The sequence below is a fragment of the Haemophilus sp. SZY H68 genome (assembly GCF_018829685.1).
In the GTDB taxonomy this organism is placed as follows: Bacteria; Pseudomonadota; Gammaproteobacteria; order Enterobacterales; family Pasteurellaceae; genus Haemophilus; species Haemophilus haemolyticus_K.
Genome location: NZ_JAHKKB010000002.1, coordinates 123822 through 144267 on the forward strand (window position 1 = coordinate 123822; position 20446 = coordinate 144267).

The following is a 20446-nucleotide window of genomic DNA, read 5'->3' on the forward strand; positions in this document are numbered from 1 at the left end:
AAGGAAAAAGATGTCAGCTTTTCAACCAAGCATTAAGCGTCGTGAATCGACAAAAATTTATGTAGGAAATGTCCCCGTTGGTGGTGATGCACCAATTGCCGTGCAATCAATGACAAATACTCGCACCACTGATGTGGAGGCGACTGTTGCTCAAATTAAATCATTAGAACGTGTTGGTGCAGATATCGTTCGTGTATCTGTTCCAACAATGGACGCTGCAGAAGCATTTAAACAAATTAAACAACAAGTGAATGTCCCGCTCGTGGCAGATATTCATTTCGACTATCGTATCGCGCTAAAAGTCGCAGAATATGGAGTGGATTGTTTACGTATCAATCCAGGCAATATTGGTCGTGAAGATCGCATCCGTGCCGTTGTTGATTGTGCTCGTGACAAAAATATTCCGATTCGTATCGGCGTAAACGCAGGCTCTTTAGAAAAAGATCTGCAAGAAAAATACGGCGAGCCAACACCAGAAGCATTATTAGAATCAGCATTGCGTCATGTAGAAATTCTAGACCGTCTTAACTTCGATCAATTTAAGGTGAGTGTAAAAGCCTCTGATGTGTTCTTAGCGGTAGAAGCTTATCGTTTACTTGCCAAATCTATCAAGCAACCATTACATTTAGGTATTACTGAGGCGGGTGGTGCACGTGCAGGTGCGGTTAAATCTGCAATAGGTTTAGGTATGTTACTTGCCGAAGGTATTGGTGACACATTACGTGTATCATTGGCCGCGGATCCCGTAGAGGAAATTAAAGTAGGTTTTGATATTCTCAAATCTTTACGAATTCGCTCTCGTGGCATTAATTTTATTGCGTGCCCGACCTGCTCTCGCCAAGAGTTTGATGTAATCGGTACAGTAAATGCGTTAGAACAACGCCTTGAAGATATTATTACACCAATGGATGTATCAATTATCGGTTGCGTAGTGAATGGTCCTGGAGAAGCGCTCGTATCTGATCTCGGGGTAACTGGTGGTAACAAAAAAAGCGGTTATTATCTTAATGGCGAACGACAAAAAGAACGCTTCGATAACGAAGATATTGTTAACCAATTAGAAGCAAAAATTCGTGCGAAAGTCGCACAACAAGATCCAAAAAACAGAATTATTTAAGGAAAGCTCGTGGCTAAAACTATTCAAGCAATCCGAGGAATGAACGATTGCTCCCCTACTGAATCTCCATTATGGCAATGGATTGAAGCGCAAGTACGCCAGGTATTAAACAATTATGGTTATTCCGAAGTGCGTATGCCAGTTGTAGAAAGCACACCATTATTTGCGCGTGCAATCGGTGAAGTAACCGATGTTGTTTCAAAAGAAATGTACACATTTTGGGATAACGACGAACAATTAACCTTACGCCCTGAAGGCACTGCAGGTTGCGTGCGTGCCGCCATTGAACATGGTTGGATCTATAACAATGAACAACGTTTATGGTATATAGGGCCAATGTTCCGTCATGAACGTCCACAAAAAGGTCGTTACCGTCAATTCCATCAAGCAGGTGTTGAGGTATTCGGTATTGCGAATCCAGAAATCGATGCCGAATTAATCATGCTTACCTACCGTTTATGGAAAGCATTAGGTATCGATCAACATGTGACACTTCAACTTAACTCAATTGGTTCTTTAGAAGCTCGAGCAAATTATCGTTCAGCTTTGGTTGGATTCTTAGAAAATCATCAAGATTTAATGAGCGATGAAGAAAAAGACCGTTTAGTAAAAAATCCGCTTCGTATTTTGGACACCAAAAATCCAGAATTACAAAAAGTATTAGATAACGCGCCAAAATTACTTGATTATCTAGATAATGAAAGCCGTGAGCATTTTGAACAATTATGTTCATTATTAGATGCAGTGGGTATTCAATATGAAATTAATCCTAAACTCGTTCGTGGCTTAGATTATTACAACAAAACTGTATTTGAATGGGTAACCTCCGCTCTTGGCGCACAAGGTACCGTGTGTGGCGGCGGTCGTTATGACGGTTTAGTGGAACAACTTGGCGGACACGCAACGCCAAGCATCGGATTTGCGATGGGGTTAGAACGTTTAGTCTTGTTGGTACAAGAAGTTAATCCAAATGTTCCTGTGAAAAGTGCGGTGGATATTTATGTTGTTTATCAAGGCGAAGGCGCAACATTAGCCGCTTTTGAATTAGCGGAAAAAGTACGCTCAGAATTACCGCACTTAAATACCATGTTGCACTGCTCTGGCGGTAATTTCAAAAAACAATTTAAACGTGCAGATAAATCTGGTGCAACATTGGCATTAGTTATCGGCGAAAGCGAAGTTCAAAATAAACAAGTCGTTGTTAAACACTTGCAAGGTGGCGCAGATCAGCAAACCTTAGATTTAGTGAATGTAATCGACTATATTCAAACTCAATTTTAATTTAAAAGGGGAAAAACATGGCTTATTCCATTGAAGAAGAACAAGAGATTAACCAGTTGAAAGACTGGTGGAAAGAGAATGGCAAAACAATTATTGTCGCTTTTATCTTAGGTGTGGGGGGGATGTTTGGATGGCGTTATTGGCAAGCGCACCAAGCAGAGCAAATCGCTCAAGCTTCTGCACAGTATGATGCGTTAATCTATTCTGCACAACAAGATGAACAAGCTAAAAAAGCAAATATAGAACAATTTGTGCAAGCTAACAGCAAAACTGCATACGCTGTTTTTGCTTTGTTAGATGAAGCGAAAAAAGCGGCTGAGAAACAAGATTTTGCAGCTGCAGAAGTAAACTTAAATCAAGCATTAACTCAATCTCAAGATGAAGTATTAACATCTATTGTTGCATTACGTCTCAGTGCGGTACAATTTCAATTGGGTCAATTAGACAATGCTTTAACTACCTTAAACCAAGTGAAAGGTGAAAGTTTTGATGCTCGTAAAGCGCTCTTAACTGGCGATATTCAAGTCGCCAAAGGAGATAAAGTTGCGGCTAAAAACAGCTTTGAGCAAGCACAACAAAGTGGTAGCCAATTAGAACAACAAATGGCAAAAATGAAATTAAACAACCTTTAAAAAATAATACCCGCATCAAAGTGCGGGTATTTCTTATCTTTTTAGCCATAAAATCACACAACCTTCCTAGCAAGTATAAAAAGCAAAACGGGGCGATGCTGTAAATCTTTAAATTCATGATGCCATTGAACCTGATCTGCTAACATTGGTTCTTCCACTCGCTCAATTTGAAAACCTACTTTAATCAAATTATTAATAATCGTTGCAGTCGTACGATGATAAGTCTTAAAAGCCTGCTTAAACCAACTCCGTTCTCTTTCTCCTTCATCTCGATAATGATTCAAACGGTAAGCAATTTGCTGTTTATTCTCATTTTTTTCCCAACGGTCCCCCGTCTTATGGCAGGTCGTGATAGGATGTTCTTGAGAAAAAACAAGTACACCATTTGCTTTCAACTTATTAAAAATTGCAGACAACAATTGAGGAAATTCTTTTACATAATGAAAAGCAAAAGAACTCGTAATTACATCAAAATTATCTTCTGGTAATTCAATAAGCTTTTCCATAGGTAATTGATAAAGAGAAAAACAGTCTTTAAATTCAGCGCACTTTTCTAAATCAATTTTAGCTTGCTTTAACATATTTGTAGATAGATCGATTCCAACTACGTGTCTGGCGCCTCTTGATAAATAAAGTGCTAAATGTTCACCAGCCCCACACCCAAGATCAAGTAATTTTTTTCCTTGTAAGTCTGGCAAAAGTGAAAGCATTGTCGGTTTCTCAACAACTTCATTTAAACTAAGAGGATTAGAACGAAGCTTTTGGTAAAGCTCAAAGAAATTTTCTTTATCGTAAACACTGATTTGATTTATCATATTTTTACTATAGCGCCAAAACAAGTACGCCTGATAAAATTAAAATACTACCGATAATTAATTTTAGGCTGAGTGGCTCCCCTAAAATGACAACCCCCAGAATAATTGCAATAACTACACTTAATTTATCAATTGGTGCAACCCAAGAGGCAGGAGCAAGTTGGAGCGCGCGATAATAACAAAGCCAAGACAACCCAGTTGCAATACCTGATAAAATCAGAAAACTAAACGGTTTTACTGCAATATGCTGTGGCAATTGCCACTCGTTACGAGCAGATAGAATGCCTGCCGTCACAAATAAAATGACAAGAGTTCGAATAAAGGTGGCAAGATTACTATTCATCCCTTCTACGCCAAGCTTGCCTAAGATCGCCGTGAGCCCTGCAAAAAATGCAGAACCTATCGCAAAAAATACCCAATTCATACTCTTTCCTTATTTACCCACAGCCCCTAAAATTCGCTATACTTTTCCGCTATAATAACGGAAATTTTTTTTATGAAGAAGTAAAAATGAATCAGATTAACATTGAAATCGCTTATGCTTTGCCAGAACGTTATTATTTGAAATCTTTTCAAGTTGATGAAGGAATCACCGTGCAAACGGCGATTACACAATCAGGGATTTTAAGCCAATTTCCTGATATTGATTTGAGCACAAATAAAATTGGGATTTTCAGTCGTCCAATTAAATTGACTGATGTATTAAAAAAGGGCGATCGTATTGAAATTTACCGTCCATTACTTGCTGATCCGAAAGAAATTCGCCGTAAACGTGCAGCAGAGCAAGCTGCAGCAGCCAAAGACAAAGAAAAAGGAGCTTAAAAATGACCGCACTTTCATCTGTTGATTTTTGTTTACCTGACCATATCACGCCAGAAATTTTTCTACGCGATTATTGGCAGAAAAAGCCACTTGTGATTCGTAACGGTTTGCCTGAAATCGTTGGGCAGTTTGAGCCACAAGATATTATTGAACTCGCGCAAAACGAAGATGTTACCGCTCGTTTAGTGAAGACATTTTCTGATGATGATTGGAAAGTTTTTTTTAGTCCCTTGAGTGACAAGGATTTTCAAAAGTTACCAGAAAAATGGTCGGTGTTAGTTCAAAATTTGGAGCAATGGTCTCCTGAATTAGGACAGCTTTGGAACAAATTTAGCTTTATACCTCAGTGGCAACGTGACGATATTATGGTGTCTTATGCCCCTAAGGGAGGCTCTGTTGGTAAACATTATGATGAGTATGATGTATTCTTAGTGCAAGGATATGGTCATCGCCGTTGGCAATTAGGTAAATGGTGTGATCCAAGTACCGAATTTAAATCTAATCAGCCAATTCGAATTTTTGATGATATGGGTGAATTGGTGATTGATGAAGTGATGAATCCGGGCGATATTCTCTATATTCCGGCCCGTATGGCGCATTATGGTGTGGCTGAAGATGATTGTTTAACCTTTTCTTTTGGCTTGCGTTATCCAAATTTAAGCAATTTAATTGATGGCGTAAGTAAAGGTTTTTGTCATCAAGATCCTGATTTGAATTTAAGTGAATTTGATTTACCGCTACGTTTAAGCCAGTCTGTACAACGTACAGGTAAACTTGCGGATGAAAATATTCAAGCAATGAAACAGCTTTTATTGGATAAATTGGCTCATTCAGAAGCTTTTGATGCGTTGTTTAAGCAAGCCGTAGCAAGTTCGGTGAGTTCTCGTCGTTACGAGTTATTAGTCTCTGATGAAATGTGTGATCCTGATGAAGTGCGGTCAATTTTAGAAGAGGATGGGGCATTCCTTTCTCAAGACAACAATTGTAAATTGCTTTACACCGAAAATCCGCTGCGAATTTATGCTAATGGTGAGTGGTTAGATGAACTTAATGTGATTGAGACCGAAGTGTTGAAACGCTTATCTAATGGTGAAAGTTTGGATTGGGCATTTTTATCAAATCTAGTGAATGAAACCGAAGATCCTGAAACCTCAATGGATCTACTGTTGGATTCAATTTGTAACTGGGTTGATGATGGTTGGGCGTTAATTGAATAATATGTCAGACAATATTTATTCCGTATCTCAACTGAATTCTGCTGCGCGCCAGATGCTCGAAGGGAATTTTTCACAAATTTGGTTAACGGGTGAAATTTCCAATTTTACGCAACCCGTGTCTGGGCATTGGTATTTAACGCTGAAAGATGAAAATGCGCAGGTGCGTTGTGCGATGTTTCGCATGAAAAATTTGCGTGTTGCTTTTCGTCCGCAAAATGGGATGCAAGTGCTTGTGCGTGCCAATGTGAGTTTATATGAGCCTCGTGGTGATTATCAGCTTATTATTGATTCCATGCATCCCGCCGGTGAAGGTTTATTGCAACAGCAGTTTGAAGCATTAAAAATGAAGTTGGCTGCGGAAGGATTGTTTGCTCAAAATCTTAAGAAAAATCTACCGCACTTTAGTAAAGCGGTTGGGATTATTACTTCTTCTACAGGTGCGGCATTGCAAGATATTTTGCATATTTTGGCACGTCGTGATCCAAGTTTAAAAGTTGTTATTTATCCCACTGCGGTTCAAGGCAAAGAGGCGACCGCAGAAATTGTGCAAATGATTGAACTTGCCAATCTGCGACAAGAAGTGGATGTATTAATTGTTGGCCGTGGTGGTGGTTCATTAGAAGATCTTTGGTGTTTTAATGAAGAAGAAGTGGCGAGAGCGATTTTTCGTTCAACCTTACCTATTATCAGTGCGGTGGGGCATGAAACGGATGTAACGATTGCCGATTTTGTCGCAGATCTTCGTGCGCCGACCCCTTCTGCTGCGGCTGAATTAGTGAGTCGTAATCAAGATGAATTATTACAACAACTTCGCCATCAACAGCAACGTTTAGATATGGCATTTGATCGTTTATTTACGCGAAAAAGCCAGCGTTTGAAACAGCTAACCTTACGATTGCAAAATCAACATCCACAGAATCAATTACGCACTCAACAAGCGAAAAATGAACAGCTTGCGCATCGCTTGCAACTTGCTATGTTACGTCAGTTTGAAAATACACAACAAAAATTCACCGCACTTTCTTCTCGTTTGAAACAAAATCCATTGCCATATCGATTGCAACGTCATCAACAACGCTTAGAGCAGTTACAAGTGCGGTTAAATTTTTGTGTAAATCGCCAAGTGACGGAACGTCAAAATAAACTGGCAACGTTATGTGGAAAATTGGATGGTTTAAGCCCGTTGAAGGTATTGGCAAGAGGTTATTCCATTGCGGAAAACGCTCAAGGAAAAGCAATAATAAGTACTCAAGATGTAAAGAAAGGTGAATGTATCACGACGCAAGTTAAAGACGGAAGAATTATCAGTAAAGTTATATAATATTTGTCATTTACATCAATAAGCAAAGGGAGTAGCAAATAAGATACTCCCTTTTGTTATTTAATTATGACAATGCCCAACCGCCTGCATAGAATGCAACGAGTAGGATTGCAATAATCACAGTCCCTACATTTAAGCGTTTAATATCGCCACTCACGATTCTTCCAATCACTAATGCTGCAAAGCCTAACATAATACCTGTTACGATGTTAGCGGTAAGTACGATAAACACTGCGCAGATTAATCCGCTCATCGCACCAACGAAATCATCGAAATCTAATTTGCTTACATTGCTTAACATTAATAAACCAACATACATTAATGCTGGAGCAGTTGCGTATCCAGGCACTAAGAAAGCTAATGGTTGGAAGAAAAGCATTAATAGGAATAACACACCAACAACGATAGCAGTAATACCTGTTTTACCGCCTGCTGCTGTTCCTGCTGCTGACTCAATATAAACGGCAGCTGGTGCTGTACCGAATAAACCTGAGAATAAGCTACTGATTGAGTCTGAAGTTAGGGCTTTACCGCCATTGATAATTTGACCATCCTTATCAAGCAAGTCTGCTTGACCTGCAACTGCGCGAATAGTGCCTGTTGCATCAAATACGGCGGTCATCACTAAAGCAAATACGACAGGCAAGATTGCGGGTTGTAGAGCGCCCATAAAGTCTAATTGTAAGAAAAGAGAATTTTCACCAAAGGTTGGCATTTTAAAAATCTCTCCGCCAAATTTTACATTTGGATCAAAAATTAAACCTACGATAGTAATAGCGATAATTACCCATAAAATACCGCCTTTAATTTTCATTTTTTCAAGGCCGATAATGAGCGCTAAACCAATTAAAGACATCATTACTGGGAATGAGGTGAAATCGCCTAATTTTACTGGTAAGCCAGCTTGGTTGCTGACGACTAAACCAACGCCGTTTGCCGCAATTAAAAGTAAAAAGAGTCCGATACCAATGCCTGCTCCGTGAGCGATACTGGATGGTAAATTACGCAAGATCCATGCACGAATACCCGTGGCAGAAATTAAGGTAAACACAACCCCCATTAAGAATACTGCGCCTAGCGCAACGGGAATGGCAACCTTTTGACCAATTACTAGGCTAAATGCTGTAAAAGCTGTAAGAGAAATTGCACAACCAATTGCCATTGGTGCATTTGCCCATAAGCCGATTAAGATAGACCCTAATCCTGCAACTAAACAGGTGGCAATAAAGACAGATTCCGCAGGAAAACCTGCAGCACCTAGCATATTGGGTACCACGATTACAGAATAAACCATTGCTAAGAACGTGGTTAAACCCGCGATAATTTCTTGACGAACAGTTGAACCACGTTGCTTGAGCTCAAATGTTTTTTCTAAAGTTGGCATAGTGTTCCTTAAAGTTGAGTGAAAAATTGAAGTGAATAAGACGCGCTATTTTACATCATAAAAATGAGAAGTAAACGTTTGCGTGAGTTTTGTTTAGGATAAAGTGCGGTCAAATTTATGAATAGTTATGAAATAATCTATTTGCTGATTTTCTCTACAAATGAGACTGCGAGTCAGCAGAAAAACTGCTATACTTGTCATGTTTTTTAACTTGATAAAATGAAGGAAACAAAATGGCTGATTTTAATCAAATTTTAACGCCAGGCGATGTAGATGCTGGCATTATCAATATAGTAAATGAAATTCCCGAAGGTAGCTGTCATAAAATTGAATGGAACCGTAAAGTTGCGGCATTCCAATTAGATCGTGTTGAGCCAGCAATTTTTGCAAAACCAACTAACTATGGTTTCATTCCACAAACTTTAGATGAAGATGGCGATGAGTTAGATGTGTTATTGATCACTCGCCAACCATTAGCGACAGGCGTATTCCTTGAGGCTAAAGTAATTGGTGTCATGAAATTTGTTGATGATGGCGAAGTGGATGACAAAATCGTTTGTGTTCCAGCAGATGATCGTGATACAGGAAATGCCTACAATTCATTAGCAGATTTACCTGCGAACTTAATTAAACAAATTGAGTTCCATTTCAATAACTATAAAGCGCTTAAGAAGCCTGGCTCAACGAAAGTAACGCATTGGGGTGATGTAGAAGAAGCGAAAGAAGTGATTCGTGAGTCTATTAAACGTTGGAATGAACGTTAATTAACTTTAAAGATAAAAGAGCGGTGATATTTCACCGCTCTTTGTATTAGAATTACACAAACCAATTTTAATCCCGCCAATCACTCCAATTTTAATTTTGAATAAGCATCTGATTACTAAACATTTAAGTGTGGTTAAATCATTTTTTAATCACACTTTTTTTGATTCCAATCAAAATAACCTACTAATTTAGTCAATTACTTTGTTTGGGGTATTATTTTAACGCTACAATACCCGATATAATTAGTCGGGTATTTTGCTTTATGTAAAATATTTACCTATGATTTTAAATAGGAAGTTAATTTTTCAATAACCTAGGAGTGATAAAATGGGACAGTATAAAAAGTTCTGGTACCTATTAGTCGCCGTATTGATTGGGTCATTCTCAATTCTGGGCTACTATGGGTTCGAAGTTTATCGTGAAGCACCGCCGATTCCACAACAATATGTTTCTGAATCTGGCGAAAAAGTGATTACGCACGATGATATTTTACATGGTCAAACCGCTTGGCAAACTACTGGCGGTATGCAAGTGGGGTCAGTTTGGGGTCATGGTGCATATCAAGCACCAGACTGGACAGCGGATTGGCTTCACCGTGAACTAACTAACTGGTTGGACATTACAGCGAATCAAGAGTTTGGTAAAAACTTCGCTGATTTAAATGATGAACAACAAACGTTATTAAAAGCGCGTCTAACCAAAGAATATCGCGGTAGTAAAGTTGAAAACGGTACCGTTGTGCTTTCTAACACCCGTTTAGCAGCAATGGAAAAAACGGCACAATACTACATCTCTTTATATAGTGATGATCCTGCAACTAAAGTGACTCGTGAACACTTTGCGATGAAGGATAATACTCTTCCTGATTTACAAGCTCGTAAAGACTTAGCTAAATTCTTCTTCTGGACAGCGTGGACTGCCTCAGCTGAACGTCCAAATACTCACGCAAGTTACACCAACAACTGGCCACATGAGCCGTTAATCAACAACGTACCAACACCAGAAAACGTCATTTGGTCTATTGCAAGTGTCGTATTCCTCATTGCAGGTATTGGTTTCGTGGTATGGATTTGGTCATTCAAAAAACGTGAAGATGAAAAAGAACCAGCAACACCTGAATTCGATCCGCTTACAAAATTACAACTTACCCCTTCTCAACGCGCATTAGGCAAATATCTCTTTACGGTGCTTGCATTATTCTTACTGCAAGTGAACTTAGGGGCGATTGTTGCTCACTATACCGTTGAAGGTCAAGAATTCTATGGTATTGATATTTCTCAATACTTACCTTATTCATTAGTGCGTACATGGCATATTCAAGCAGCATTATTCTGGATTGCAATGGCATTCTTAGCTGGCGGTTTATTCCTTGCACCAATCATCAATGGTGGTAAAGATCCGAAATTCCAAAAATTGGGTGTAGATGTTCTCTACTGGGCATTAGTGGTATTAGTAGTGGGTTCATTTACTGGTAGCTACTTAGCGATTGCGCATATTCTTCCTGAAGAATGGAGCTTTATGTTCGGTCACCAAGGTTACGAATTCATTGACTTAGGTCGTTTCTGGCAAGCAGTGAAATTCGCAGGCATCTTGTTCTGGTTAGTCTTAATGCTTCGCGGCACAGTGAATGCATTCAAACAACCCGGTGATAAAAACTTATTAGCATTGTTCTTCGCTTCCGTCATTGCGATCGGGTTATTCTATGGTCCAGCATTATTCTACGGCGAGCACACTCACATTTCTGTGATGGAATACTGGCGTTGGTGGGTAGTTCACCTATGGGTAGAAGGCTTCTTCGAAGTATTCTCTGTAGCGGCACTCTCATTCATCTTTGTAAGTTTAGGTTTAGTTTCACGTCGTACTGCGACCGTGGCAACCATTACTGAAGCAGCGTTGTTCTTAATCGGTGGTATCCCTGGCACTTTCCACCACTTATACTTCGCGGGTGCAACCACTCCGATTATTGCTGTAGGTGCATCATTCTCTGCACTTGAGGTGGTACCTTTAGTATTATTAGGTCACGAAGCGTGGGAACACTGGGCAATGAAACAAAAAGCACCTTGGATGGAACGCTTAAAATGGCCTCTTTACTGCTTCGTAGCCGTCGCATTCTGGAATATGTTAGGTGCTGGCGTGTTTGGTTTCTTAATCAACCCTCCAATTTCACTCTACTATGTTCAAGGATTGAACACGACTGCTGTTCACGCCCACGCGGCATTATTCGGTGTGTATGGCTTCTTGGCATTAGGTTTCGTCTTCCTAATCGCCCGTTATTTACGTCCAGATACACCGTTTAACGATAAGTTAATGAAATGGGGCTTCTGGTTATTAAACGGCGGTTTAGTGCTTATGATCGTATCAAGCTTACTACCTATCGGTGTTATCCAAGGATATGCTAGTATCTCAGAAGGCTTATGGTATGCACGTAGTGAAGAATTTATGCAACAGCCATTATTCGATACCTTACGTTGGGTACGTCTAGGCGGTGATGTGGTATTCATCTTCGGTGCACTAGCCTTCTTCTGGCAAATCTTTACAATGATTTTCTTCAGACCTAAACATTAATTAGGCCTTCCCAAAAGCGACTTATGTAAAAGTAAGTCGCTTTTTATTTATATAGACTATAAATACTTAATGATTGATTTCAACATGGTTACCAAGAAATATCTCTTTCAGAATTCTACCTACCTTTAAGATTTATATAAAAAATAACCGCACTTTACAAAGTGCGGTTATTTTCTCTACTCTTTTTATCTAGAATCATTATTTCTTCTTCGCATATTTTAATGAGTCAATGGCTACCGCTAAAATAATAATGCTACCTTTAATGATGTATTGCCAGTAAGGGTTTACACCGATGTAAGTTAAACCGTAGTTGATAACTGTAAAGATGATAACGCCAGTGATGACACCAATTACTGTCCCTACACCACCTGCGAAGGACACCCCCCCCACTACGCAAGCGGCAATCGCATCTAATTCATACATAAAACCTAAGTTGTTAGTTGCAGAACCGATACGGCCCGCTTCGAGCATACCACCAAAGGCATAAAACACACCGGCGATCATATAAATAACAACTAAATTACGTGCAACATTCACGCCTGAAACTTTTGCTGCTTCCGGATTTCCCCCAATAGCAAAGATATTTTTACCAAAACGGGTTTTGTTCCACATTATCCACACCAAAAATGAAGCAATTGCAGCATAAATAGTAATATAAGAAAGCTTGAAACTCCCAATTCGGAAAAAGCCTTGAGCAAATGTTGAGAAATTTTCACTAAAACCAGCGATTGGCGATCCACCTACAGCATCATAGTATAGTGAGTTGAAACCATATACGATAATCATGGTTCCCATAGTTGCAATAAACGGTGTTACATTTAAGTAAGCAATAACCAATCCATTTATTAAACCAATAATTGCTCCCACAGCACAAACGGCAAGAATAACAACAGGAATTGGAATTTCACCCATTTCAGGAAATACGCGGTTCATATTTTCCATTGATTGCAACATAGTTGCAGAGATAACTGCAGCCAAACCAACTTGACGACCAGCAGATAAGTCCGTTCCTTGTGTAATTAATAAACCAGCAACCCCAAGCGCAATAATTAAACGAACTGAAGATTGAGTTAAAATATTACTAAAGTTCATCAAATTTAAGAATGTTGGATCTTGCGCAATAATAATACCGAGCAAAATCAATAGCACAAAATAAATGGCATTTTGCTTTAAGAAATCAAAGGATTTGTTTTTTTGTAAGGCACTCATAATCTGTTCCTTTTGTTATAAATATTTCGCAGCGAGTTGCAAAATTTCTTCTTGCGAAGTTTTTGCAGTTTCTACAACACCCGCCAATTTACCGTTACTCATCACTAAAATACGGTCAGTTACACCTAGTAATTCAGGCATTTCTGATGAAATCATAATAATGCCTTTGTCTTTTTTAGCGAGTTCTTGAATGAGTTGGTAAATTTCAAATTTAGCCCCAATGTCGATACCGCGAGTCGGCTCATCAAGCATCAGAATTTCAGGTTGAGTTAAAAGCCAACGACCAATAATGACCTTTTGTTGGTTACCGCCGGAAAGAGAACCAATTGTTGTTCTATGTGATGGTGTTTTAACATTCATTGAATCAATCACCCACTGGGTATCACTTTTCATTTTCTTCGTGCTAAGTAATTTCCATGGGGTGAGATAAGATTTCATATTTGAAATCAATGAGTTAAATTCAATGCTTAAATTAGAGTAAATACCTGTTGAACGACGCTCTTCAGTTACCAATGCAAAGCCATTATTAATCGCTTCAAGTGCGGTATGATTTTTCACGGTTTTTCCGTGTAACTTGATAGTTCCTTCGGTTAATTCACGTACGCCAAAAATAGCTTCAACTATATCAGTACGTTTAGCCCCCACAAGGCCTGCAATACCGAGAATTTCACCTTTTCGTAATTCAAAAGATACGTCTTGAATGGATGGTTGATTTTTAGCGGTAAGATTTTCCACCTGTAAAATTACTTCTTTTGGCGTGTTTGTTTTTTCAGGGAAACGCTGTGTTAATTCACGACCTACCATCATTCCGACAATTTGTTCCATGCTGGATTCTTTCACGTTTACCGTGTTGATCCATTTACCGTCGCGTAAAATAGTAATTTCATCACAGATTTTGAAGATTTCATCCATTTTGTGAGAAATATAAATGATGCCGCAACCGCGTTGTTTTAACTTGTCGATAATTTTAAACAGATGCTCAACTTCTTTTTCAGAAAGCGAGGATGTGGGTTCATCCATGATTACGATTTTAGCGTTATACGAGAACGCCTTCGCAATTTCGATCATCTGCATTTGAGAAACTGAAAGTCTGGCGACCTTTTCTTTAGGATCTACATCAATATCCAATTCATCAAAAATAGCTTTAGTATCACGGTACATTTTTGCGTGATCGACAAAAGGTCCTTTAAGTGGATAGCGTCCAAGCCACAAGTTATCCATTACGCTAGTTTGGCGCACGAGGTTGAGTTCTTGGTGCACCATTGAAATACCATTTTCAAGAGCTTCTTTAGATGTTTTAAAATTAACGGGTTGACCTAAGAAAAGGATTTCACCTTCATCTTTGGCATAAATGCCGAATAAGCATTTTAGTAATGTAGATTTGCCCGCGCCGTTCTCACCCATTAAAGCATGAACAGAATGTGAACGAACCGTTAAGTTTGCGTTATCTAAGGCTTTTACGCCAGGAAAGGACTTGCAGACATTGGTCATTGTGAGCAGCACTTGGCTGTCTTGGCTTTGAGTTTGAGATGTCATATCCAACCTCGTTAAAAAGGGGAAGGGCAACTTCCCCTTGGATTACAACAAAAATTGATGAGAAATTATTTTAAGAAGTCGCCTAAGTTGTCTTTATCTACACCAACATAAGGGATACGTACAACACGATCTTTTAATTCCCATTTTGTGCCTTCAGTAGCTGCTTTGCCTTGTGCTAAGTTGTTAGATAATTGAACAACTGCTTTACCTTGGTTCACACCATCGTTTAACACAGTACCAGCAAGCTCACCTTTTTTGATGAGTTGTAATGCTTCGGGTAACGCATCCACACCGAAGATAGGGAGTTTTTTACCATGTGCTTTGGTTGCTTCTAATGCACCTAATGCCATACCGTCGTTGTTAGAAATAATTACTTCAATGTCGTTCGCTTTAGAGCTAGATAACCAAGCATCTACTTTATCTTTCGCCATTGCAGCATCCCACATACCAGTATCAATAAATAATTGTTCGGTTTGGATACCTTTCGCATTAAGTTCTTCAACTACAAATTTTGTACGCGCTTCAGCATCTGGATGACCTGGTTCACCTTTTAATAATACGAATTGGATTTTGCCATCTTTATTTAAGTCTAGAGCTGGATTCGCTTTCCATTGTTTTGCAATTAAATCCCCTTGAATTAAGCCTGATTCTTTTGGATCAGTACCTACATAGTAAGCGTGTTCATAAGAACCGATAGCTTTTGCACCTGGGTCTTTATTAAAGAATACAACAGGAATGTTATCTGGTTTTGCTTTGCTAATAATAGTTGGTGCTGCAGCTGGGTCAACTAAGTTAATTGCAAGAGCTTTCACGCCTTTGGAAAGTAATACATCAACTTGGTCATTTTGAATTGATTGTGCATTTTGGGAGTCATTCATTAATAAGTTAATGCCACCAAGTGCTTTAGCTTCTTTGTCGATTTCTTTACGCATTAAAGACATGAAGTTGTCATCGTATTTGTAAATGGTTACACCAATTTTGTTACTTGCTGCGAAGCTAGAAGATGCTGCACCTAAACCGATAGCCAAAGCAACCGCACTTAATACTGCTGTTTTTTTCATAATAACGCTCCTATTTTGGAATGTTGATGTTAGAGATAAATATTGCATTACATTCTGCAATTGGTGCCATATTAGCTAATAATCTGTTTGGAATCTGTGATCAAACTCACATAAATGAAAACGATTACATTAAAAATTCGGATTTGTGATCGCTATCACATTTTATGAGTGCGTTTATCTTCAAATTTAGATAGATTCCACAGAAAAACGACGTACTAATGTTGGGTTAAATTGAATTGTTGATGGAGTTCTCACCTCATTATCGACAAGGCTTAATGCAAGATTGGCCGCATAAGTTGCCATTAAATCAATAGGATAGCGAATGGTCGTCAATTTAGGAATTAAATAACGAGCAATTGGCATATCGTCAAAACCAATGATTGAAAATTGGCTTGGTACACTAATATTGTTTTCATTGAGAACTGAAATGGCTCCCGCAGCCATTGAATCGTTATAAGCTACGACCGCCGTGAGATCTTTGTTATAACTAAGTAAATCAATCATTGCTTTTTCACCACCCTCGAAGTCTGGTGAATTGTGCGTTATGGCATGCTCAATAATTGGATAATTGTGATCTTTTAATGCAGTAAGATAACCATCGCGACGCTCAATTTCATCGAAAATAGCATGGTTAGATCCTATATATGCGATATGTTTATGACCACAACTGATAAGCATTTCTGTTGCTAAGTAGGTTCCTTTTTTGTTATCTAAACTTACGCAACGATTTTCATAGCCTTGAATCACTCGGTTGATAATCACCATTCCTGGTACTGTTTTCAAATAATGGCTAAGTTCATCGTCGGATAACGCTTTCGAATGCACAACTAAACAACTACAACGCTTGCGAAGTAAAGTATCAATAGCTTCACGTTCCTTTTCTGCATGGTGATAGCCAATGCCAATCAAGATTGTTTTACGGTGTGCTTCTGCGACTTTATCTACGGCTTTCACTAAAATAGCAAAAAACGAGTCTGTTACATCGGTGACAACCACACCAATAGTATCGGTGTTTTGTATTGCAAGGGCTTTAGCATTTGCATTTGGCTGATAATTAAGTTGTTCAATTGCTTGTTTTACTGCAAGGCGGGTATCTTCACTCACTGAGGGATGTTGATTTACAACACGAGAAACAGTAGCAATAGATACATGGGCTAATTCGGCTACATCATGAATGGTGCTCATAGAATGCTCTCCATAATGAAATCACGTTTCTTATTATGCTCTTTCTAGATAAAATTGAAAGCGGTTACTTTCTGATTTGTAATCGAGATCACAAAAAACTTTCAGAGATTTTCCCATTATGTGATACTGATCACGGTTTATTTTTGTGAATTTGCTATCTTATGCGCAATATTTTGTGTAATCGTTTACAATTTAGAAAGGGAGCCAATTATGAGTGATATTTTTGAACCAACAGAGCATCCACATCGTCGCTATAATCCGTTAATTGATCAATGGGTTTTAGTATCACCACATCGTGCTAAACGTCCATGGCAAGGGCAACAAGAAAAAGTGAATGAAGAACAAAAACCAAGTTATGATCCAACTTGTTATCTTTGCCCGAGTAATAAGCGTATTACAGGTGAATTAAATCCAGATTATCGTAAACCTTATGTGTTTAAAAATGATTTTTCTGCGCTTTTAGAAGATACACCAGCCCCTGAAAAATCCTCCGATCCACTTTTCCAGAGTTCTCAAGCTCGTGGCGAAAGTCGCGTTATTTGTTTCTCTCCAGATCATAATAAAACATTGCCATTATTGACCGCACTAGAGATTGAAGAAGTGATTAAAGTATGGCAAGAGCAACTTCGTGAACTTGGTGAGAAATACCAATGGGTGCAAATTTTTGAAAACAAAGGGGCAGCAATGGGGTGTTCAAACCCTCATCCACATGGTCAAATTTGGGCGAATAGTTTCTTGCCAAATGAAGTCGCACGTGAAGACCGTACACAACGTGATTATTTGCTAAAACATGGTTCAGTGATGTTAGTTGATTATGTAAAACGAGAACTGGCGTTGAAGGAACGTATTGTCGTTGAAACTGAGCATTGGGTAGCTTTAGTGCCTTATTGGGCTGTTTGGCCATTTGAAACATTGCTTCTACCGAAAACTCATGTAAAACGTTTAACTGAATTAAGTGACGAACAATCAAAAGATCTTGCGGTTATTTTGAAAAAATTGACGACCAAATACGACAATCTATTTGAGACCTCTTTCCCATATTCAATGGGATTCCATGCTGCACCATTTAATGGCGAAGATAACGAACATTGGCAGCTACATGCTCATTTTTATCCTCCTCTTTTACGTTCAGCAACTGTGCGTAAATTTATGGTGGGATATGAAATGTTAGGCGAAAGTCAACGCGATTTAACAGCAGAACAGGCAGCAGAGCGATTACGTGCTTTGAGTGAAGTTCATTATAAAGAAAGAACTAAATAATATAGCCAGCCCCCTCTTTAGCAAAGAGGGGGTAGATCGAGTACAGATTTAATATAAAGGATAGAAATATGACCCCAATCCAAAATGCTCAACAAATTTTCAATAAACAGCATAAAAATTTGCCAGAAATTACCGTCTATGCACCTGGCCGAGTAAATATCATCGGCGAACATACCGACTACAACGACGGCTTTGTTATGCCTTGTGCGATTAATTTTGGTACAGCTGTTTCTGGTTCAAAACGAGATGATCATATTTGGAATGTTTATGCGGCTGATCTTGATGAAACTGATGAATTTTCTCTCAATGTTGAAATTCCTAAGAGTGAACACAAATGGGCTAATTACGTGCGTGGGGTTGTAAAATTTGTCCAAGAACGTTACCCGCACTTTCAACAAGGTGCAAATTTAGTGATTTCTGGAAATGTGCCGCTTTCTTCAGGATTAAGTTCATCTGCAGCGTTAGAAGTTGCGGTGGGTAAATTCTGCCAACAACTTGGCGATTTACCGATTTCTCACACGGATATTGCGTTGAATGGGCAAAAAGCGGAAAACCAATTTGTTGGTGCTAATTGTGGCAATATGGATCAGTTAATTTCTGCACTTGGGCAGGAAAATCACTTACTGATGATTGATTGTCGTAGTCTTGAAACCACTCCAACCCCCGTGCCACAAGATGTCGCCGTAATTATTGTGAACTCAAACGTACCGCACGATTTGGTAACGGGCGAATACAATACTCGCCGTCAGCAATGTGAAGACGCAGCAAAATTTTTTGGAGTAAAAGCATTGCGTGATGTTTCAGTTGAACAATTCCGAAAAAAAGAAGCAGAATTGACCGCACTTTCACCATTAGCAGCAAAACGTGCTCGTCATGTCGTAACAGAAAATCAACGAGTACTCGATGCAGTGGAAGCATTGAAGAAGAATGATTTGACCCGTTTAGGTGAGTTAATGGGGGAATCTCATGATTCAATGCGTGATGATTTTGAAATCACCGTGCCACAAATTGATTATTTAGTTGAATTGGCTCAACTTGTTATTGGTAAAAGTGGCGGTGCGCGTATGACGGGCGGCGGTTTTGGTGGCTGTATTGTCGCACTTGCGCCGCATGATAAAGTCGATGCAGTTCGTAAAATTATTGCGGATAATTACGAGAAAATGACTGGTTTAAAAGAAACTTTTTATGTGTGCACTGCATCACAAGGTGTTCGAGTGATTTAAGAGAAAATGATGTTAGAACAAACTACTTTTAATGCGCCTGATGGTGCACCTTATCAGCTGATAACTCTGCAAAATGAAAATGGAATGCATGTTCAATTTATGGATTGGGGCGCAACTTGGCTTTCCTGTAAAGTGCCAGTAAATGGTACTTTACGCGAGGTTTTATTGGGTTGTAAGGTAGAGGATTATCCCACTCATCAAAGCTATTTAGGCGCAAGTGTTGGGCGTTACGCAAATCGTATTGCAAATGCACAATTTGAATTGAACGGTGAACTCATTCAATTGAAAAGTAATCAAGGAAAACATCAGCTTCATGGTGGAGAGGGCTTTGATAAACGCCGTTGGAAAATTCAAGAGTGCGGTGAGAATTTTGTGTGTTTTTCATTACATTCAGTAGATGGTGATCAAGGTTTTCCTGGTAATGTGGATGTCTCTGTAACCTATACGCTAACAGATGATAATAGCGTAAAAATTGAATATGCCGGGATGTGTGATAAGGATACCGCATTAAACCTAACAAACCATGCTTATTTCAATTTAGAAAATGCAGAACAAGGCAGTGACGTGCGTGAACATACATTACGTTTAAATGCTGATTTTTATCTGCCTGTAGATAATGAGGGGATTCCTAATTCTCCATTAAAACACGTAGTGAATACGAGTTTTGATTTCCGTATTGCTAAATGCATCAAGCAAGATTTTTTACAAGGGGAGCAGCAAACAACAAAAGGTTACGATCATTCCTTTATTGTCAATAAAGCTTGGCAAAAGCCTTGCGTGTTACTGAATTCTCCAACTGGTGATTTAAGTTTAGAGGTAAGAACCTCGCAAGCCGCATTGCAGGTTTATACGGGTAATTATCTTGCAGGTACACCAACGAGAAATGGCGAATTATATGCCGATTTTTCTGGCGTAGCACTGGAAACTCAATGTTTACCCGACACGCCTAATCATCCTGAATGGCAAAATTACGGCGGGATTCAAAAAGCAGGCGAGCGATATTATCAATGGACGGAGTTTAAGTTTTTTAAAAAGTAATAATTACTGATAAAC

General features: G+C 39.0%; 18 protein-coding genes. 11 read left to right on the forward strand and 7 right to left on the reverse strand.

The window, feature by feature from the left end:
• Nucleotides 1-10: 10 nt before the first annotated feature.
• The 3 genes from ispG to KP712_RS04505 are packed head-to-tail and all read left to right on the forward strand — an operon-like array spanning nucleotide 11 to nucleotide 3030.
• Nucleotides 11-1117 carry a flavodoxin-dependent (E)-4-hydroxy-3-methylbut-2-enyl-diphosphate synthase gene (ispG, locus tag KP712_RS04495; protein ID WP_005630108.1) on the forward strand — a complete coding sequence of 369 codons (1107 nt, stop codon included), beginning with the start codon at nucleotides 11-13 and terminating at the stop codon, nucleotides 1115-1117.
• Between the two features lie 9 nt (nucleotides 1118-1126).
• Entirely contained in the window at nucleotides 1127-2398 is a 1272-nt protein-coding gene (gene hisS / locus KP712_RS04500) for a histidine--tRNA ligase (protein ID WP_140523775.1), read from the forward strand.
• A 17-nt stretch (nucleotides 2399-2415) separates the two neighbouring features.
• Nucleotides 2416-3030: a YfgM family protein gene (locus KP712_RS04505; RefSeq protein WP_140523778.1), complete on the forward strand. Its 615-nt coding sequence runs from the start codon at nucleotides 2416-2418 to the stop codon at nucleotides 3028-3030.
• 53 nt (nucleotides 3031-3083) lie between these two features.
• Here the strand turns inward: KP712_RS04505 and KP712_RS04510 are convergent, their stop codons facing one another.
• Entirely contained in the window at nucleotides 3084-3845 is a 762-nt protein-coding gene (locus KP712_RS04510; protein ID WP_140523781.1) for a class I SAM-dependent methyltransferase, read from the reverse strand.
• A gap of 7 nt (nucleotides 3846-3852) precedes the next feature.
• Nucleotides 3853-4269: an EamA family transporter gene (locus KP712_RS04515; protein ID WP_048953844.1), complete on the reverse strand. Its 417-nt coding sequence runs from the start codon at nucleotides 4267-4269 to the stop codon at nucleotides 3853-3855.
• Between the two features lie 86 nt (nucleotides 4270-4355).
• Between KP712_RS04515 and KP712_RS04520 the strand changes: the two genes are divergently transcribed.
• Genes KP712_RS04520 through xseA form a run of 3 tightly spaced genes read left to right on the forward strand, consistent with a single transcriptional unit; the run spans nucleotide 4356 to nucleotide 7205 of the window.
• The gene (locus KP712_RS04520) at nucleotides 4356-4667 is read left to right on the forward strand and encodes an RnfH family protein (protein ID WP_048953846.1); all 312 of its coding nucleotides are present in this window, start codon (nucleotides 4356-4358) and stop codon (nucleotides 4665-4667) included.
• Between the two features lie 2 nt (nucleotides 4668-4669).
• Nucleotides 4670-5884 (forward strand): cupin domain-containing protein, encoded by a 1215-nt coding sequence (locus tag KP712_RS04525; protein WP_048953848.1) that lies wholly within the window; start codon nucleotides 4670-4672, stop codon nucleotides 5882-5884.
• A 1-nt stretch (nucleotide 5885) separates the two neighbouring features.
• Nucleotides 5886-7205: an exodeoxyribonuclease VII large subunit gene (gene xseA / locus KP712_RS04530; RefSeq protein WP_215770610.1), complete on the forward strand. Its 1320-nt coding sequence runs from the start codon at nucleotides 5886-5888 to the stop codon at nucleotides 7203-7205.
• 64 nt (nucleotides 7206-7269) lie between these two features.
• On the opposite strand, the gene KP712_RS04535 is transcribed toward xseA, so the two are convergent.
• A complete protein-coding gene (locus tag KP712_RS04535) occupies nucleotides 7270-8589 on the reverse strand; it encodes an NCS2 family permease (RefSeq protein ID WP_215770611.1) in 1320 nt (439 codons plus the stop codon).
• A gap of 233 nt (nucleotides 8590-8822) precedes the next feature.
• Between KP712_RS04535 and KP712_RS04540 the strand changes: the two genes are divergently transcribed.
• Nucleotides 8823-9353, forward strand: coding sequence for an inorganic diphosphatase (locus KP712_RS04540; protein WP_215770612.1), 531 nt, complete (start codon nucleotides 8823-8825; stop codon nucleotides 9351-9353).
• Nucleotides 9354-9681: 328 nt separating this feature from the next.
• Nucleotides 9682-11919: a nitric-oxide reductase large subunit gene (locus tag KP712_RS04545; protein WP_048953852.1), complete on the forward strand. Its 2238-nt coding sequence runs from the start codon at nucleotides 9682-9684 to the stop codon at nucleotides 11917-11919.
• Between the two features lie 198 nt (nucleotides 11920-12117).
• Here the strand turns inward: KP712_RS04545 and mglC are convergent, their stop codons facing one another.
• The 4 genes from mglC to KP712_RS04565 form a co-directional block, all read right to left on the reverse strand.
• Nucleotides 12118-13128 (reverse strand): galactose/methyl galactoside ABC transporter permease MglC, encoded by a 1011-nt coding sequence (mglC, locus tag KP712_RS04550; RefSeq protein ID WP_048953854.1) that lies wholly within the window; start codon nucleotides 13126-13128, stop codon nucleotides 12118-12120.
• Between the two features lie 15 nt (nucleotides 13129-13143).
• Nucleotides 13144-14664, reverse strand: coding sequence for a galactose/methyl galactoside ABC transporter ATP-binding protein MglA (mglA, locus tag KP712_RS04555; protein ID WP_215770613.1), 1521 nt, complete (start codon nucleotides 14662-14664; stop codon nucleotides 13144-13146).
• Between the two features lie 65 nt (nucleotides 14665-14729).
• Nucleotides 14730-15725, reverse strand: coding sequence for a galactose/glucose ABC transporter substrate-binding protein MglB (gene mglB, locus KP712_RS04560; RefSeq protein ID WP_005628316.1), 996 nt, complete (start codon nucleotides 15723-15725; stop codon nucleotides 14730-14732).
• A gap of 186 nt (nucleotides 15726-15911) precedes the next feature.
• Entirely contained in the window at nucleotides 15912-16910 is a 999-nt protein-coding gene (locus KP712_RS04565; RefSeq protein ID WP_204713734.1) for a substrate-binding domain-containing protein, read from the reverse strand.
• A 210-nt stretch (nucleotides 16911-17120) separates the two neighbouring features.
• Between KP712_RS04565 and galT the strand changes: the two genes are divergently transcribed.
• The 3 genes from galT to galM all read left to right on the forward strand — a co-directional run bounded on the left by galT (nucleotide 17121) and on the right by galM (nucleotide 20431).
• Nucleotides 17121-18170 (forward strand): galactose-1-phosphate uridylyltransferase, encoded by a 1050-nt coding sequence (gene galT, locus KP712_RS04570; protein ID WP_204713735.1) that lies wholly within the window; start codon nucleotides 17121-17123, stop codon nucleotides 18168-18170.
• 68 nt (nucleotides 18171-18238) lie between these two features.
• A complete protein-coding gene (gene galK / locus KP712_RS04575) occupies nucleotides 18239-19393 on the forward strand; it encodes a galactokinase (protein WP_204713736.1) in 1155 nt (384 codons plus the stop codon).
• Between the two features lie 9 nt (nucleotides 19394-19402).
• Entirely contained in the window at nucleotides 19403-20431 is a 1029-nt protein-coding gene (gene galM / locus KP712_RS04580) for a galactose-1-epimerase (RefSeq protein ID WP_215770614.1), read from the forward strand.
• The last annotated feature ends 15 nt before the right edge of the window (nucleotides 20432-20446 follow it).

Bases quoted from the DNA above. Each gene is read 5' to 3' on its own strand.
- ispG (WP_005630108.1), top strand. From the start codon at position 11: ATGTCAGCTTTTCAACCAAGCATTAAGCGTCGTGAATCGACAAAAATT.
- KP712_RS04505 (WP_140523778.1), top strand. From the start codon at position 2,416: ATGGCTTATTCCATTGAAGAAGAACAAGAGATTAACCAGTTGAAAGAC.
- KP712_RS04510 (WP_140523781.1), bottom strand. From the start codon at position 3,845: ATGATAAATCAAATCAGTGTTTACGATAAAGAAAATTTCTTTGAGCTT.
- KP712_RS04515 (WP_048953844.1), bottom strand. From the start codon at position 4,269: ATGAATTGGGTATTTTTTGCGATAGGTTCTGCATTTTTTGCAGGGCTC.
- KP712_RS04520 (WP_048953846.1), top strand. From the start codon at position 4,356: ATGAATCAGATTAACATTGAAATCGCTTATGCTTTGCCAGAACGTTAT.
- KP712_RS04525 (WP_048953848.1), top strand. From the start codon at position 4,670: ATGACCGCACTTTCATCTGTTGATTTTTGTTTACCTGACCATATCACG.
- xseA (WP_215770610.1), top strand. From the start codon at position 5,886: ATGTCAGACAATATTTATTCCGTATCTCAACTGAATTCTGCTGCGCGC.
- KP712_RS04535 (WP_215770611.1), bottom strand. From the start codon at position 8,589: ATGCCAACTTTAGAAAAAACATTTGAGCTCAAGCAACGTGGTTCAACT.
- KP712_RS04540 (WP_215770612.1), top strand. From the start codon at position 8,823: ATGGCTGATTTTAATCAAATTTTAACGCCAGGCGATGTAGATGCTGGC.
- KP712_RS04545 (WP_048953852.1), top strand. From the start codon at position 9,682: ATGGGACAGTATAAAAAGTTCTGGTACCTATTAGTCGCCGTATTGATT.
- mglC (WP_048953854.1), bottom strand. From the start codon at position 13,128: ATGAGTGCCTTACAAAAAAACAAATCCTTTGATTTCTTAAAGCAAAAT.
- mglA (WP_215770613.1), bottom strand. From the start codon at position 14,664: ATGACATCTCAAACTCAAAGCCAAGACAGCCAAGTGCTGCTCACAATG.
- mglB (WP_005628316.1), bottom strand. From the start codon at position 15,725: ATGAAAAAAACAGCAGTATTAAGTGCGGTTGCTTTGGCTATCGGTTTA.
- KP712_RS04565 (WP_204713734.1), bottom strand. From the start codon at position 16,910: ATGAGCACCATTCATGATGTAGCCGAATTAGCCCATGTATCTATTGCT.
- galT (WP_204713735.1), top strand. From the start codon at position 17,121: ATGAGTGATATTTTTGAACCAACAGAGCATCCACATCGTCGCTATAAT.
- galK (WP_204713736.1), top strand. From the start codon at position 18,239: ATGACCCCAATCCAAAATGCTCAACAAATTTTCAATAAACAGCATAAA.
- galM (WP_215770614.1), top strand. From the start codon at position 19,403: ATGTTAGAACAAACTACTTTTAATGCGCCTGATGGTGCACCTTATCAG.